This window comes from Thioalkalivibrio denitrificans (assembly GCF_002000365.1).
GTDB lineage: Bacteria > Pseudomonadota > Gammaproteobacteria > Ectothiorhodospirales > Ectothiorhodospiraceae > Thioalkalivibrio_A > Thioalkalivibrio_A denitrificans.
Map to the genome: position 1 here is coordinate 35,132 of NZ_MVBK01000028.1, position 15,473 is coordinate 50,604.

Consider the following 15,473-nt stretch of genomic DNA (forward strand, 5'->3'; position numbering starts at 1 on the left):
TGCCGACGAATCTGCGATTCGGAACCGGGAGTGCAGGATGGACGGATCCTGTTGCCATGTGCCGGGTTCCCGGCCGTGGGTCACGTTTGTGACGTTGCTTCTCGCTGCTCCGATACTGGGTGCTTGCGTGGGCGGCACGACCACGCCCACCGAAACGCAGGTCGCCGCCGTCATGGTGAGTACCGCACCCATTCAGCTGCAGGGTGGGGCCCTCGAACTCAATCCTAGACTTCACGGAGCGCTCTCCGTGGTATCCGAGGCCGACCCGCTGCCGGGTGTGATCAGCAGCGGAACCTGCCCGTCGGGGGAGACCGGTGACTGCGGGTATCTTGGACACCTGTACCCGGATCCGTACCTGCGCGGTTTCAACCGGTTGCCCCGCAGCGAATACCTCTGGGTCGACAGCGACACGAGGCTTCGACTGTCCTATGAATGGGTCTTTCGTGGCATCCAGGTCAGGAATAATGACGGTGAGCTTCAATATCCCCAGCCAATCAATCTGGGGACCTGCTTGCCCGGCACCCCGCCAAGGGGTACATGGCATGACGCCGCCACACGGGCAGAGCTGCGGGATATTCACGGTAGACGTGCCCTGCTCCCATGGAGCCATATGGAGACCATTTTCCGGTTCAGGCAGGTGACCTGTCGCCGACCGGCGACGAGCGTGGCGCCTGGTGTGGACCCCGCTCCAGTGACTACCGGGTGCATCATGCGAGGGGTCAACGACGTTTTCAAGCCGGCGCGGCTGAGCATGGAGAACCCTCCCTTCTGCGTCATGCACTACCCACTGTTCGATGCCGGGATGTTTGATATCTCGCAACGACTCTTTGCCGAACCGGTGCCCGAGCGGTTCGATCCTGCCTGGGCGAATGCGGATCTGAGGCAGGAAACCGTATTGCCGCACCTGTTCACGGTGCGTGCCGGGGGAACACGTCACTACATGCGACGACTCACCCTGAAAGAGAGTCGGCCGCTGGACGCGGAGCGCGGAGAGGATTACGACTTCGAGTACCGGGTGCCTCTGACGGCGGATGGCGCGCGATGGCTTGAGAATTTCAGCCCCACGTTGCTGGTGGACGGGGTGAGGGTGCTGCGGGTGCGTGGCAACGTGCCCCTTCCCATCCAGCGCCTGACTGTCGACACGATCAACTGCAGAAGCCACAACGAGGATCGAACACGTTACGCAATCAAGAACTGCGGGGCGGGCTACTACTCGACCACGCCCGCCTACACGCAGGATGTACTGGATCTCGCCGAACGCCACCGGCGCAGAGTTGGCGATCAAGAGCGTGCCCGATGGGATATTCGTGTCCGGGTGCCCCCCGGATCTGATCTCCTGCGGCCGGATGATGAAGCTCTGATCGAATTCGAACTGAGATCGGTGAGTCTGACTGAAACAACGGCGCAAGGGCTCCAGCCGTTGACCCGGCTCGACATCCGGCCGGCACGGCGTCACCTCGGCTTCCTGCCGCCGGTGGAGGACTTGCCGGGCATGCAGGCCTTCGAACTGGAGAACAGGGGAGCGAGTGAGCTCCGGGTGGAAGGCATTGCCGTCGTTGGTTTGGATGCGTCGCAGTTTCATGTCGGCAGTATCGTGCACAACAAACTGCAGGGCGACCTCATCATCCCGCAGCGGGATGTCCCGACACCCTTCACGTTACAGCCATCGGAGACCGCTTCCGTCGAAATCCAGCCGCGCCTGCAGGGGGAGGGCGATCGACACGGCCTGTTCACCGTCGTCTACCGGGATCGGCGCAACACGGTAAGTGTGGCGACGAGCGAGTTGTTGGCCAGGGCCGGCGCCTCACTCTCGGCGCAGCCGCGCGTCCGGACGTTCATCCTCAACCAACCCGCGCTTGTCCCGCGAATCTCGGCCACGGTGCTGTTGACTAACGACGGCCAGCTGCCATTTGAACGCAGGTCCTATTCCGTGTCCGGCCCGGATTCCGACCTCTTCCGGCTTGTGAGGGCAGGCATGGAGTCCGAAGGCTGGTTTGCCCCGGACGTACCCCGGTCCATCGCACCGGGCGGATTCGAAATCCTGTGGATTGAGTACATGCCAAGGGCACAGGGCAGGCATGAAGCCGTATTGCACGTCGACACGAGTGCGGGGCGGGACGAGGTCGAGCTGATCGGTTCATGCTACGACGGGTGCAGGCCGCCGGTCATGCTGGAACCTGTTCGGCCCGTCGATCCGGAGACGAGGGAATTGCGCCTGATGGAGTGAAAGCCCGTTTGGCCATGTCGGATCAATGCCATCCCATGAAGTCTTGAGACCAAGAGTCGTCGGGGCCGCTGCTGAACCAAACGGGATCATTACGAGGGCACACTCACTCCCGGAAAACGGCCCGCAAGGGCTCCTCGACAGATTTCCACACGCCCGCCTCCACGCTGCGGCCATCGGCGTCCTGCACCAGGTAGCTCCGGTGCCCGTGATGGCGCAACGCACCCACCAGGTTGCGCAGGCCTTCCATGTCGTCGGCGCTGAGTACCAGCAGGCGTGTGCCCGGCACGGTCCACGCCCGCGCGCGGCCTCGTCTCGCCATGGATTCGGGGGGCTCGGGCACGTCCTCTGCTGCTAGCCAGTCGGCGACATCCCCTGTCTCGCCCACCAGCAGCAGGGATGCATCCGGTGCGAAGGAATCCGCAGACTCCGGCCTGCGGCCCAGCACGGCGGGCCCGACGCCTTCCAGTCCGGGTTGCGTGGTCACCAGACGGGTATCGGGGTGCAGGGTCGCCATGCGCACGATGGGCGGCGCATCCGCCAGTTGGCGCAGCACGTCGTAGTCGGGGTCTGTTGCGATCGCGACGGGCGGATCGGTGACACGCACGGAGAATGAGGCACGCCTTTCATCCATGGAAACCGTGTGACGCACCGGCCCGTTTCCCGTCTCCACTACAAGCGGCACGGCCAGCGGCCAGGGGTCCGCTTCTTGCACCTGTTCCAGTACGCCCCGGATCTCCCAGGCGTCTCCGTCGCGGATGCGCTCAACGTCGTGCAGGGCCAGTTCGGGCAGTCCCGGGCGTTGCAGCCAGGCGTTGAAGAAACTACTCAGGTCTTCATCTGCTGCCTCGCTGAAGGCGGCCTGCAGGTCTGCCCAGTCGGCCACCCGGAACATGTGGCGTTCACTGAACAGGCGTGCGCCCGCATCGAAGGCCTGCGCACCGATACGCCGGTTCAGCATGTGAAACATCATGGCGCCGCGGTTGTAGCCGATGATGCGGTCGGCCCCCTGGTTGCCGCCGCGAAAGGTTACCAGCGGGCGGTCCATTTCGGGGGGCAGCGCCGCCAGATCCAGCAGCCAGCGATGACGGGTCTCGCGGCCCTCGCCGCGCAGGTCGGCCAGGTGGTAGTCCGCCATGTAGGTGGTCAGTGCCTCCGACCAGTTGCCCGAGGCGTAGTCCACACGCACGCCGGTGCCCCACCAGCTGTGCAGCAGCTCGTGGGCAAGCGAGGTGCGGGGGATGAACGGCAGGGGAATGACGCGCTCGCCGAGGACGGTGAAACCGGGGAAGGCTACGCCCACCGGTGCCGGCGAGGCGGCGATGGTGAAGCTCTCGTAGGGGTAGGCTCCGGCACGCTCGGCGAACATGCCCAGGTAGCGCGCGGTGTGTTCCAGGTAGCTCTCCGCGTAATTGGCATTTAGGGCCTCGGGGAACAGTGTGCGCACATGCACACCGTCCACCTCGACGCTACGCTCCAGCCAGGGCCCGGTGACCAGCACCACGCCATCGATGCGGGGATGGGCGTGACGGGCGGTGTAGTGGGTGCCGTCGTCCGTGGCTTCGCCCACCAGGGATCCGGTCGCAACAAAGCGTTGCCCGGAGGGCACCCGCGCATGCAGTCTCAGCGCAAAGGAATGCGCCGGCTCGAACACCGGATACCAGCCGCCTTCAGGCGACAGGAAACCGCCGTCACGGGCCATGAACATTCCCGCCACACCGTCACCCGGGGCCGGCAGGGCCCCGCTCCAGGTGATGACCACCGGCGCTGCCGCCTCGGGCACCTGGATCCGGTACCGACCGCCCGGCGCAGGTGTAGCCCGAAGCGTCTCTTCCCCGGCGCGCACCTCATGCACGCGCAGGCCGTCCCAGAGGCGGAACTCCGATGTGCCGGGCGGACGATGCATGCGCAGCTCACCCCGGATGGTGCGCTCCGCAGGGTCGATGGTCAGTTCGAGGAACTTCTCAGGGACATCCGGCGATCCCGGTCCGGGGCCCGCGATGGCCGACGCGGCCATGAGCGCGGCAAGGAGCGTGACCAGCAGGTGGATTGGCGTCATGTTCGCTCAATCGGAATGCACGGGGAAACGGGCGAGTATCTCGGTCTCCCGTTCGTCGCGCAGGACGGTCAACGGCAACACGGTGCCCGGCATCTGGCGGCGCACCAGCGACACCAGGTCACCGGTTTCCCGAAGCCGTTGGCCGGCCGCATGGGTGATCACGTCGCCGGACTCCAGGCCCGCGCGCTCGGCCACGGAGTCAGACGCGATGTCGAGCACGAGCACGCCGGCCTCACTCGCCTCGATGAACACGCCGAGCAGCGTGGGCCGTGGCGGCTCGTGCTGTTCACCGGCGGCGATGCCGAATACCGCATGCGCCACGCCTTCCTGCAGCGTCCTGCAGTCCTCGTTCGCATCCCACGGCAGCAGCATGCGGCTGTCCGTGATGCCCAGATCCGCCAGTTGGTGGGGCACGCCGTGGCCGTACTCCACGTGCCCGCGTCCCATGAGTCCCACCACCAGTGCGCCGTCGGAAGCGGCCTCTGCCAGGCCCGCCGCGAGGACACGGTCCCAGACCAGTTGCCCCGCGATAAAACGCTCGAAGTGATGGTCCGCGTGCGAGGCGCTGGGATGCGCCGCGTAGACCGCCCTCAGCCTGGCACGGTAGGCATCGGGGGCGGGCACGGGCGCAGTGATCCGGTAGCGCTGCCCCTCGGACACCGCGTCCCAGCCCTCGACGGTCAGGCGGCTGTGCAGGGCACGGTCGATGTTGACGGCGAGCACCGGGACCCGGTGCATGCGCGCAAAATGCAGGATGGGCATGTAGGCCTCGTAATCATGACCCCAGGACCCCCGCCAGTCGCTTCTCTTCAGGAACGTCGCCTCGTCCAGCTCGCCGGCCACCCAGGCGTTCAGGGCCGGTTGCGCCTGTCGGGGCAGCATCTCCAGGGCGATCACCATGTCCGGACGGCGGGCGTGAAGGCCGGCCAGCGTGTGCAGCTGCCAGCGCTGGTGTTCCCAGCGCGCGTGCTGCTCGCCGAGCAGCACGACCTTGCTGTCGGCCAGTTCCGAAAACAGTTCGTCCACGCCCCGTTCGGCGCCCTCGGGCGTGATCCACTGGCCGGGTGCGGGGCAGGACGCCGTGGCGGGTGCGGACGCCAATGCAATGGCCATGGTCAGGAAAACAAACATGCAAAAGCCGGTAATGGACTGCGATGATCGCATCAAGGACTCCGGACTGAGGGGGCGGGGGATAACCATCCGAGTGTCGCGCATGAAGGGAAGTTCCGGCAAATGGCATGGATCCGGCGCACCCGGAGCCTTTGCGTGTCATCACGACGCTTCCGCGACAACCGGAACCGCGATCAAATCCCTGCACTCCTCTGGTTCTAGCCCGGACATTGCACCNNGGTTCGACTGAAGAGCAAGCGAGACAGGCCCAGAGGCCGCAAGCATCGCGATAGGCCGGCGGCGATGTACAAACTGTTACCGCGGCTTTTCGGCCAGATGCGTCGCTTTATGCCAATCATTCAGAAGGTTGCACAAAGCCGCCGGCCGCCTTGGTGCAATGTCCGGGCTAGACGCGATCCACCTTCAAGGTCAATCCATCATGTCCGATCACCTCGACGCGCGTGCCCGCAGGTATGGTTTCACCGCTCAGGGATTCGGCATTCCAAAGTTCGCCACGAACGCGAATCCTGCCCCTGGGCGCGAGCGGTTCCACCACCTCGCCGACCTGGTAGAGCATGCCTTCCTCACCGGACCAGGTCCGGGTGTCATAGTGGTAGTGGATCGGCCCGTGCTTGCGTTCATGGAGGAGGATACAGACGGCCAGGACCAGGGCGGCGCTCAGGCCGAAACCGCCAATCACCAGACTCCACCAACGCCCCGTGAACCAGTCTACGGTCAGGCCGATCAGTGCCACGGCCACGATAGCGATCAGCAGGTAATGGCTGTACGCCGCGGCCTGCAGTACGACTTCGAAGGGCGAAATGAACCGGACGAAAATCTTGTTGCGCTCGAAGCGCCGGTCCTGGCGGGCGATGCGCTTGCGCAGGCGATACCAGTAGGCGAGACCGTAGATCCCACCGAAGGCGGCACTCCATGCGAGCGCCCCCAGGTTGTCGAGCATGCCGCCCCGTGCCGCCCACAGCAGGAGCCCGCACAGCCCGCCCATGATGAGGGTGTTGTGGAGTACGCGTGTCTGCCGGATCTTCATGATCGATACGGGGGTTTCCCGAGAATGAGGACACCCATCATCCCAGGCGAGAATGAGGACACCCATCATCCCATGAAGAACAAACGACAGGCGAGAATGAGGACACCCATCATCCCATGAAGAACAAACGAGGAAGAACGCGGATGCTCATCGAGGCTTCGATGTGACGAACCTGCCTTTGCCAGAAAGGTGCTGGGTGTCCCAACACAGAGCGGTCCTGCGTTGAGCGAGAGTAAGACTTCTCGGTCTGGCATCGACAGGCAGGTGTGCGCGGTGAGGCAAAATGGGGGGATCTCCAACCGGCGGATCCCATCCCGGACCGGCTTGAACCGCCCCTCTGCGAAGCACCATACTGGCCTGGAGGTGGTCGGAAGTTGCCACCATTGCGTCCACAGCGGGTCGACAGGAGCCTTCGCGCATGCGGGATGCCATCCCTGTGCTGGTGCTGGGAACCGGTCAGATGGGTTGCGGCATCGCCCGTCTGGTCCTCGAGAAGCCGGGGCTTGCGCTGGCCGGGGCCTGGGACCGTCGCGCTGAACTCCACGGCCTCGACCTGGGCCGTGTCATCGGGATCGAGCGCGACCTTGGCATCACCGTGGGCGCCGACCTCGCCTTCGTCATCGCCGAGTGCCGGCCACGGGTCGCGATACAGGCCACCTGCTCGCGGCTGGACGAGGCCGCCCCCCAGATCCTCACCCTCCTGCAGCACGGCGTTCACGTGATCTCCATCGCCGAAGAGATGGCCTGTCCGCACCACAGCTCCCCGAAACTCGCCCGGGAGATGGACGTGCTCGCGCGGTCGCGGGGCGTCGCAGTGGCAGGCACCGGCATCAATCCCGGATTCGTCCTCGACAGGCTCATCATTACGCTGACGGGTGTCTGCGCGGACATCCGCTCCATCACTGCCAGGCGCGTGAACGACCTCTCGCCTTACGGGCCGTCGGTCATGGCGGCCCAGGGGGTGGGCCTGAGTCCCGAGGCCTTTCGCGAAGGCGTGGCCGACGGCAGCGTGGTGGGCCACGTGGGCTTCCCCGAATCGATCCACCTGATCGCCGATGCGGTCGGCTGGGAAGTGGAGCGCATCGAGGAGCGCCGGGAGCCGATCATCGCCCGGGTCCGGCGCGAGACACCGCGCATCACGGTGGAGCCCGGGCAGGCCGCCGGCTGTCTGCACACCGCCGTCGCCTACCGCGACGGTGAGGCTGTGATCAACCTCATCCATCCGCAGCAGGTACTGCCGTCGGCGGAAGGCATCGAGACCGGGGACAGCATCGAGATCCGTGGCACGCCGGACGTGCGGCTTTCCGGCAGCCCGGAGATCCCCGGCGGGACGGGCACCATGGCGCTTGCAGTCAACACCATTCCTGTGATCCTCACCGCTCCACCCGGCCTGCACACGCTTACGGACCTGCCCGCTCCTGCCGCCATGCTCGGCGGCGCGCGGGGGCTCCACACGGAGGGACATCCATGACGGAGTTGACTCCCAAGGGGACCTGGGTGGAGATCTACCGGGTGATCCTGCCCGCCGGGGAAAGGGCGCCGCAGGTGCCCGAGGACACCGCGGGCGTGCCGCTGGTGATGCGTGTGAAGGGGTGGCTCGCCGCGCCCGCCGCGCCCGGCGCGGAGGCGGAGATCGTGACGCCCGCCGGCCGCCGGCTGCGGGGCACCCTGGTGGCGGTCAACCCGGCCTATACCCACGGCTTCGGGCCGCCCATCCCGGAGCTCTCCGGCGTCGGGCCTGAGGTGCGGGCAATCCTTGGCGGCGAGGCGGGCGATGAATAGCCCGCCTGTTTCACGAAGGCATGTGCTTGGCCTGTATCGCCCCCCTGTAGGTCGGCCTTCAGGCCGACATCGGCTGTGTCGGGAGGCGCCGGGCTGTCGGCCTGAAGGCCGACCTACGGGGGCGCGGCTCTGGCTGAATCAGCTCGATGCGTTGCGAATCCGGGTGAAGCATGCCTGCTGACCACAGCTACGCGGCGGTCATGGCCGAGCGTGCCGGGATCATGCGCGCCTCGGTGGGCATCGACTACGCGCGCTACGAGACCGGCGTGCTGGCCTTCGACTACGAACGCATGCTGGCCGACACGGGTTATGACATTGCGGCGGCTCAGGCGGTGCAGCGGGAGACGGCCGTGGGCGACACGCCGCTCGTGGAGTTGCACAACATCACGGCGCTGGTGCGCCGTCTCGCATCGCCGGGCAAGGGGGCACGGATCTTTGTCAAGGACGAGGCCGCCAATCCTTCCGGCTCCTTCAAGGACCGGCGCGCGTCGCTCTCTGTCCACGAGGCCCGGCGGCGCGGGTACCCGGGCGTGGCGGCGGCGACCAGCGGCAACTACGGCGCCGCGGTGGCCTCCCAGGCGGCCAAGGCCGGGCTGCGCTGCATCGTGGTCCAGGAGGCCTTCGACAGCCGCGGTGTCGCCCAGCCGGAGATCGAGGAGAAGACCCGCGCCTGCGAGGCCTACGGCGCGGAGGTGATCCGCCTCTCGGTGGGGCCCGAGCTCTTCTATGTCTTCCTGATGGTTCTGCGGGAGACGGGCTACTTCAACGCCTCGCTCTACACCCCCTACTCGGTGCTCGGCATCGAGACACTGGGCCACGAACTCGCGGTGCAGACGAAGGAGCGCACGGGCCGCTTTCCGGACGTGGTGATCGCCACCCACGCGGGCGGCGGCAACGTCACCGGCACCGCCCGCGGCCTGCGCAAGGCCGGGGCGACGGACACGCAGGTGATCGCCGCCAGCGTCGACCTCGCCGGGCTGCACATGGCCTCGGACCACGACTTCAACCGCAAGTCCTTCACCACCGGGCACACGGGCTTCTCAATGCCCTTCACCACCTGGCCGGATCGCGCCGACGTGCCACGCAACGCCGCCCGGCCGCTGCGCTACCTGGACCGCTTCGTCACCGTGACCCAGGGCGAGGTCTTCTACGCGACCCAGGTGCTGGCGGAACTGGAGGGCCTGGAGCGCGGCCCGGCCGGCAACACGTCCCTGGCCGCCGCCTTCGCCATCGCCCGCGAACTGGACGAGGCGCAGGTGGTGGTGGTCCAGGAGACCGAGTACACGGGCGCAGGCAAGCACCCCATCGCCCAGTTGAACCTGGCCCGGCGCATGGGGATCGAGGTGGCGCGCGGCGACCCGCGCGACAGCCGGCCCGGCGAGCGCATCCTGATCCCCACCCATCCCGCGCAGATCCGCGTGGTGGACGTGGACCTGGACCGTGTGCGGCGCTCCTACCTGCGCCATGCGCTGGAGGGGCTTGCCCCTGGCACGCGCCCGGGCGAGGCGGACGTGCGCTTCCTGGCCGAGGAGACGCGCAGCAGCGAGGACTTCGTAGCGGAGGTGATCCATGAGCAGGCTGGAACGACCGGATGACTTCGAGCAGCGCCGCGCCCCTCTGCGCGCGCTTTCCGACGAGGCGCTGCACGCGCGCTTCTGGGAGCTGGTGGAGGGGGTGGTGGCGCCCCTCATCGAGGAGGCCCGCACCCACACCACCCCCTCCATCGAACGCTCCGTGCTGCTGCGCATGGGGTTCTCGAGCATCGAGGCGAAGGCGCTGGTGGAGCAGATGCACGAGCGCGCCCTGCTCGGTCACGGGGCGGGCGCGCTGGTCCTGAAGCTCTCAAGACACCGGGGCATCCCGGTGCGCGAGGCCGGGCTCGCGCTGCTGGCCGGTGAAGGCTGGGAGGTGCTCGCACCATGAAGCTCTCGCCGGACCAACCCATCGACCTGCGCGAGGTGCTGCGCGATCTCGAGCGCTACCGGCCCCGGCGCAAGGGCTGGCACTGGCGCGAGAAGGTCTCGGAGCACAAGCTCGGGCCGTTCGTGTTCAAGGACACCTCCCGGGAGCTTACGCACTCGGTGCCGCTCATGGCGGCCCATGCCTTCGGCGGCATCGATCCCCAGTGCGACCGCACCCTCACCACCGAGATCGCTTCGGGGCGCTTCGAGGACGACCTGCGCCGCATGCGCATGGCGGCCTGGCATGGCGCCGACCACATCATGGTGATCCGCACCACCGGCCAGTCCCACTTCGACGGCCTGATCGAGGGCACGCCGGAGGGGGTGGGCGGTGTGCCCATCTCCCGCAAGCAGATCCGCGCGACGCGCAAGGCGCTGGACGCCATCGAGGACGAGGTGGGCCGGCCCATCAACTTCCACTCCTACGTGAGCGGCGTCGCCGGGCCGGAGATCGCCGTGGTGTTCGCGGAGGAAGGGGTCAACGGCTGTCACCAGGACCCCCAGTACAACGTCCTCTACCGGGACGTGAACATGCACCGTGCCTACGTCGACGCGGCCGAGGCCAAGCGCATCCTCGCCGACGGCGGCATCCTGCAGCTCGACGGCGCCCACAACGCCAACGCCACCGCCAAGGAGGCCTGGAAGGTGACGCCGGAGCTGCTGGTGCAGCACGCGATCAACTGCGCGTATTCACGCGCGGCGGGGATGCCCCAAGATCTGATCGCGCTGTCCACGGTGCCGCCCACCGCGCCGCCGGCGCCCAAGCTGCGCCTCGACCTGCCCTATGCGGTGGCCCTGCGCGAGCTGTTCCGGGGCTACTGCTTTCGCGCCCAGCAGAACACCCGCTACATGGAGTCCGACACCCGGGAGGCCACCATCACCCATGTGCTGGACACCCTGATCTCGCGCCTGACCTCCGCCGACATCCAGAGCACCATCACCCCCGACGAGGGACGCAACATCCCCTGGCACTACAACAACGTCGCCGGGGTGAACACCGCGCGCCAGACCTTTATGGGCCTGGACGGGCTCGATGAGCTGGTGGACCTGAAGCAGGAGGGCGTGCTGCGCGAAGACGCCCGCGCCATCAAGGAGCGCGCCGTGCTCTTCCTGGAGGAGATCCTGGAAAGCGGCGGCTACTACGCGGCGGTGGCCGCCGGACAGTTCGTGGACTCGGGTCACTATCCGGAACGCAAAGGCGACGGGATCGTGCGCGACCCGGGCAAGGGCGACGGCGCGGGCTCGGTCATCCGCCGCGAGCCGGACTACGGCGCGCCCGTGTGCAGCCACTTCGGCCACAATGCCCTGGCGCCGGCGCACGGCAAGGCCTGCGACGCCATCGGCGGCTGCACCCTCTGCAACCCGGAGAAGATCCGCTACATCGACGAACTGGACCCCGAGGACTGCGTGGACAGGCGCCTGGAAACCCCGCTGGCCGAGCGCGCTGCCGGCCTGCTGCGCCCCGAGGTGGAGAAACAAGGCGACGGCGTGGTGTGCCTCACCGTCTTCGTGCCCGCCGCGGAGGCCGTCGCCGAGGCCGCGGCGCTGGAGATGGCGCGCCACATGAACCTCAAGGATCCGCAGGTCATCAGCCGCCGCGTCATGCACCCCGCCGAGGGCAGCGTGTTCGAGATCAAGGGCGTGCTGGACATGGCGGTCGACATCGCCCGGCTGCCGCAGGAGGCGCGCGAGACGCCGCTGCCGGATGCCGAGATCGAGGCCTGGGTGCGCCCCCGCGACATCCACGTGGTGGCGGCCACCGTGGGCGAGGACGAGCACTCGGTGGGCCTGCACGAGATCCTCGACATCAAGCACGGCGGCATCGAGAAGTACGGCTTTCACTGCCACGATCTCGGCACCTCGGTGCCGGTGGAGCGGCTCCTGGACGCGGCCGAGGAGACCGGCGCACGGGCCGTGCTCGTCTCCACCATCGTGACCCACGGGGAGGTGCACAAGGGGCACATGCAGCGCCTCGATGCCCTGGCGAGGGAACGCGGCATGCGCGACCGCCTGCTGCTCATCGCCGGCGGCCCGCAGGTGACCGCGGAGCTTGCGCAGGCCTGCGGCATGGACGCGGGATTCGGGCGCGGCACGACGGGGCGCGAGGTGGCGAGCTTCATCGTGCGCAGCCTTCGCCAGAGGGAAAAGGAATAGCAGGCGTAGCCCGGATGGAGCGCAGCGCAATCCGGGGGCTGGCTTTTCGGCCGGGCATGGACCCCGGATTTCGCGATGCTTCATCCGGGCTACGCGCTGACCGGACCCGCAAATGAGTATGGTTTCACCTGACGGACACCGGACGCGAAAAGAGACAGAGGCGCAGATGGCTTCCCCCACGCTCACCATCGACCTGGACAAGATCGAGCACAACGCCCGCACCGTCACGGACCTGTGCGCGCGCCACGGGATCGAGGTGGCGGGCGTGACCAAGGCCGTCTGCGGCGAGCCCCAGGTGGCGATGGCCATGCTGCGCGGGGGCGTCGCCGGGATTGCCGACTCGCGCCTGGAGAGCATCCACCGGCTCGCCGCGGCGGGTGTTCCGGGGCACAGGCTGCTGCTGCGGCTGCCGGCGCTCTCCGCCGTGGATGAGGTGGTGGGGTCGGTGGACGCGAGCCTCAATTCCGAACTCTCCGTGCTCACCGCCCTGTCCGATGCGGCGCGCGGCCGCGGACGCGTGCACGAGGTGATCCTCATGGTGGACCTGGGCGACCTGCGCGAGGGGGTGTGGCCGGATGAACTCGTCGCGCTGGCCCGAGCGGTGCGCGATCTGCCCGGCATCGCCATTCGGGGTGTGGGCGCGAACCTCGCGTGTCTCGGGGGCGTGGTGCCCGACGAGGCCAACATGAACCGGCTGGTGGAACTGGCGGAGGCGGTGGAGGCGGCGATCGGCGAGCGGCTGCGCTGGATATCGGGGCTCAATTCCAGCGGGCTCGCGCTGCTGGCCTCCGGCAGGCTGCCAGGGGGCATCAACCACGCCCGGATCGGCGAGGCAATCCTGCTGGGGCGCGAGACCATCCACCGCAACCCCTGGCCGGGGACCTTTCAGGATGCGTTCGCGCTGCACGCCGAGGTGCTGGAGCTGAAACGCAAGCCTTCGCGGCCCGTGGGCGAGCGCAGCCAGGACGCCTTCGGTCACCTGCCCGCCTTCGAGGACCGCGGCGAGCGGGATCGCGCCCTGGTGGGCATTGGCCGCGAGGACATGGACCTGGAAGGCCTTACGCCCCACGACGAACGCCTCGACATCGTCGGCGGCACCAGCGGCTACCTGGTGGTGGATGTCACGGAGGCCGCCGGCGAGATCCGCGTGGGCGACACGCTGGGTTTTACCCCGAACTACAGCGCACTGGTCGGGGCCATGACCTCGGGTTATGTGGGCAAGCGCCTGCTAGCCCGCATATCTCACCACCGTTCGTAGCGAGGGCGTCGAGGCGCCGNNCGGCGCAGGCGTAGCCGACACTACGTCAAGCCGGCTGGAGGGAACACGTCCCGTCACAGCGAGCGGATCGGCGGCCGCAGTAGAAGGGTGGTGAGATATGCGGGCTAAGGGACAGTGTGCCGAAGGGGTCGCCGCGACCGGCCTGAAACTGCCGGTGGCCGCTATCCGGGCGAGGGGATCGGTGGCTCAGCCCCGCGTCTTCAGGAACGCCTCGATCAGGCTGCCGAGGCGCGGCTCCCCCGCCTCGGCGAACTCGTAGCGGGCCCGCACGACGGGCTTGTCGATGTGGATCAGCGCCGTCAGATCGCAGGGCGTCGCGGCCACCACCACGTCGGCCGAGACCGCATTGATCGTCTCCTGGAGTGCACGAAGCTGTGCCGGGTGATAGCCCACCGCCGGCAGAACCGGGCCGATGTGGGGATACTGCGCATACACGGCGGTGATCTCCGGCGCGGCGGCCGGGCGCGGATCGACGAGGGACGCGGCCTGCGCCCGGGTCGCCGCCACGTAGCCCGCCCCATAGGGCATGCCACCGTGAGTCACCGTGGGCCCGTCCTCCACCACCAGCACGCGCTTGCCCGCGACACGCGCCGGGTCATCCAGTTGCACGGGCGATGCGCCGCGCACGATCCGGGCGCCGGGGTTGATGCGGCGGGCGGTGTCGGTCACTCGCTGGATATCGGCATCGGACGCGGAGTCTGTCTTGGCGACGAGCACGATGTCCGCCATGCGCAGCACCGCTTCCCCCGGGTGGTGGGTCGTCTCGCTCCCGGCGCGCAGAGGGTCCACCAGGACAATGTGCAGATCGGGCCGGATGAACGGGAAATCGTTGTTGCCGCCATCCCACAGGATGATGTCGGACTCGGCCGCTGCGAGCGCAACGATTTCAGCATAGTCGACACCCGCGTAGACCACGTTCCCGAGCGCGAGATGCGGCTCGTATTCCTCCCGTTCCTCCACCGTGCACTCGGCCGCGTCCAGATCGGCCACGCCGGCAAAACGCTGCACCGCCTGCCGCTCCAGGTCGCCGTAGGGCATGGGATGTCGGATCACCGCAACCCGCAGGCCCCTGCCCTTGAGCAGGCGGGAGAGCCAGCGCGTGACCTGGGACTTGCCGCAGCCGGTGCGCACCGCACAGGTGGCGATCACCGGCACCTTCGCGGACAGCATGGTGCGATCTGGACCCAGCAGCATGAAGTCGGCGCCCGTGGCCAGCGCCGCGGAGGCCTTGTGCATCACCAGGGCATGGTCGACATCGCTGTAGGCAAAGATCACCTGGTCCACGCGTTCCCTCCGGCACAGATCCTCCATATCGTCCTCCGGCAGGATCGGGATGCCCTCGGGGTAGTGCGGCCCGGCAAGGGAGGGGGGATAGCGCCGGCCGGCGATCTCCGGGATCTGGGTCGCCGTGAAGGCGACGACCTCGGTCGCGGGGTCATCGCGGTAGACCATGTTGAAGTTGTGAAAGTCGCGCCCCGCCGCGCCCATGATCACGACCCGGGTACGGGTTCGAACCTGTTGCATGACCGTCTCCTGCCGAAGGTCCGTCCTGGTGCGGATATTTCATCAGGGATCGCAAATGATTGCGACGTCCTGGTTTGTCTCGTTCGCAGAGGGCGTCTTGCGGCCGCCTGTTGACGGCCGGCGCGGCCCGTCCTGGGACTACAGTTCTCCTGTTGAGGCGACGGGGGTGAAGTATACGGGCTGGGACGTTGACATCCATTGTCTCATTGACAACCAAGGGCTGAGGATCTAGCCCGCATATTTCACCAAGGCGGCCGGCGGCTTCGTGTAACCTTCGGAATGAGTGGCATAAATTGGCGTATCTGGCGGAAATGCCGCGGTGACGGTTTGTA

11 protein-coding genes are annotated in these 15,473 nt (G+C 67.6%); 7 read left to right on the forward strand and 4 right to left on the reverse strand.

Annotated features, from left to right (window positions below; genetic code table 11):
* The first annotated feature begins 37 nt into the window (after positions 1-37).
* On the forward strand, positions 38-2,227 hold the full coding sequence (locus tag B1C78_RS04980) for a hypothetical protein (RefSeq protein ID WP_139349812.1): 2,190 nt from the start codon (positions 38-40) through the stop codon (positions 2,225-2,227).
* Positions 2,228-2,330: 103 nt separating this feature from the next.
* Here B1C78_RS04980 and B1C78_RS04985 read toward each other — a convergent pair whose 3' ends face one another.
* From B1C78_RS04985 to B1C78_RS04995, 3 genes are all read right to left on the reverse strand, one after another.
* A complete protein-coding gene (locus B1C78_RS04985; RefSeq protein ID WP_077278045.1) occupies positions 2,331-4,283 on the reverse strand; it encodes a M1 family metallopeptidase in 1,953 nt (650 codons plus the stop codon).
* 6 nt (positions 4,284-4,289) lie between these two features.
* Complete coding sequence (locus B1C78_RS04990) at positions 4,290-5,414, reverse strand: ChaN family lipoprotein (RefSeq protein WP_425443958.1); 1,125 nt, start codon at positions 5,412-5,414, stop codon at positions 4,290-4,292.
* Positions 5,415-5,799: 385 nt separating this feature from the next.
* A complete protein-coding gene (locus tag B1C78_RS04995; RefSeq protein ID WP_217698000.1) occupies positions 5,800-6,441 on the reverse strand; it encodes an NfeD family protein in 642 nt (213 codons plus the stop codon).
* 418 nt (positions 6,442-6,859) lie between these two features.
* On the opposite strand from B1C78_RS04995, the gene ord reads away from it, so the two are divergent.
* The 6 genes from ord to B1C78_RS05025 all read left to right on the forward strand — a co-directional run bounded on the left by ord (position 6,860) and on the right by B1C78_RS05025 (position 13,596).
* Positions 6,860-7,912 (forward strand): 2,4-diaminopentanoate dehydrogenase, encoded by a 1,053-nt coding sequence (gene ord, locus B1C78_RS05000; RefSeq protein WP_077278047.1) that lies wholly within the window; start codon positions 6,860-6,862, stop codon positions 7,910-7,912.
* Positions 7,909-8,223 carry a 2-amino-4-oxopentanoate thiolase subunit OrtA gene (ortA, locus tag B1C78_RS05005; RefSeq protein WP_077278048.1) on the forward strand — a complete coding sequence of 105 codons (315 nt, stop codon included), beginning with the start codon at positions 7,909-7,911 and terminating at the stop codon, positions 8,221-8,223. The genes ord and ortA overlap by 4 nt, the downstream gene beginning before the upstream one ends.
* Before the next feature lie 170 nt (positions 8,224-8,393).
* Positions 8,394-9,818 (forward strand): 2-amino-4-oxopentanoate thiolase subunit OrtB, encoded by a 1,425-nt coding sequence (gene ortB, locus B1C78_RS05010; protein WP_077278049.1) that lies wholly within the window; start codon positions 8,394-8,396, stop codon positions 9,816-9,818.
* Positions 9,793-10,146 (forward strand): ornithine aminomutase subunit alpha, encoded by a 354-nt coding sequence (locus tag B1C78_RS05015; RefSeq protein ID WP_217698001.1) that lies wholly within the window; start codon positions 9,793-9,795, stop codon positions 10,144-10,146. The genes ortB and B1C78_RS05015 overlap by 26 nt, the downstream gene beginning before the upstream one ends.
* Positions 10,143-12,338: a D-ornithine 4,5-aminomutase subunit OraE gene (gene oraE, locus B1C78_RS05020; protein WP_077278050.1), complete on the forward strand. Its 2,196-nt coding sequence runs from the start codon at positions 10,143-10,145 to the stop codon at positions 12,336-12,338. Before B1C78_RS05015 ends, oraE begins: the two co-directional genes overlap by 4 nt.
* Positions 12,339-12,504: 166 nt before the next feature.
* Positions 12,505-13,596, forward strand: a complete 1,092-nt coding sequence (locus B1C78_RS05025; protein WP_077278051.1) for an alanine/ornithine racemase family PLP-dependent enzyme — start codon at positions 12,505-12,507, stop codon at positions 13,594-13,596.
* Positions 13,597-13,803: 207 nt separating this feature from the next.
* Here the strand turns inward: B1C78_RS05025 and B1C78_RS05030 are convergent, their stop codons facing one another.
* Complete coding sequence (locus B1C78_RS05030; RefSeq protein WP_077278052.1) at positions 13,804-15,141, reverse strand: cyclic 2,3-diphosphoglycerate synthase; 1,338 nt, start codon at positions 15,139-15,141, stop codon at positions 13,804-13,806.
* Positions 15,142-15,473 lie beyond the last annotated feature (332 nt).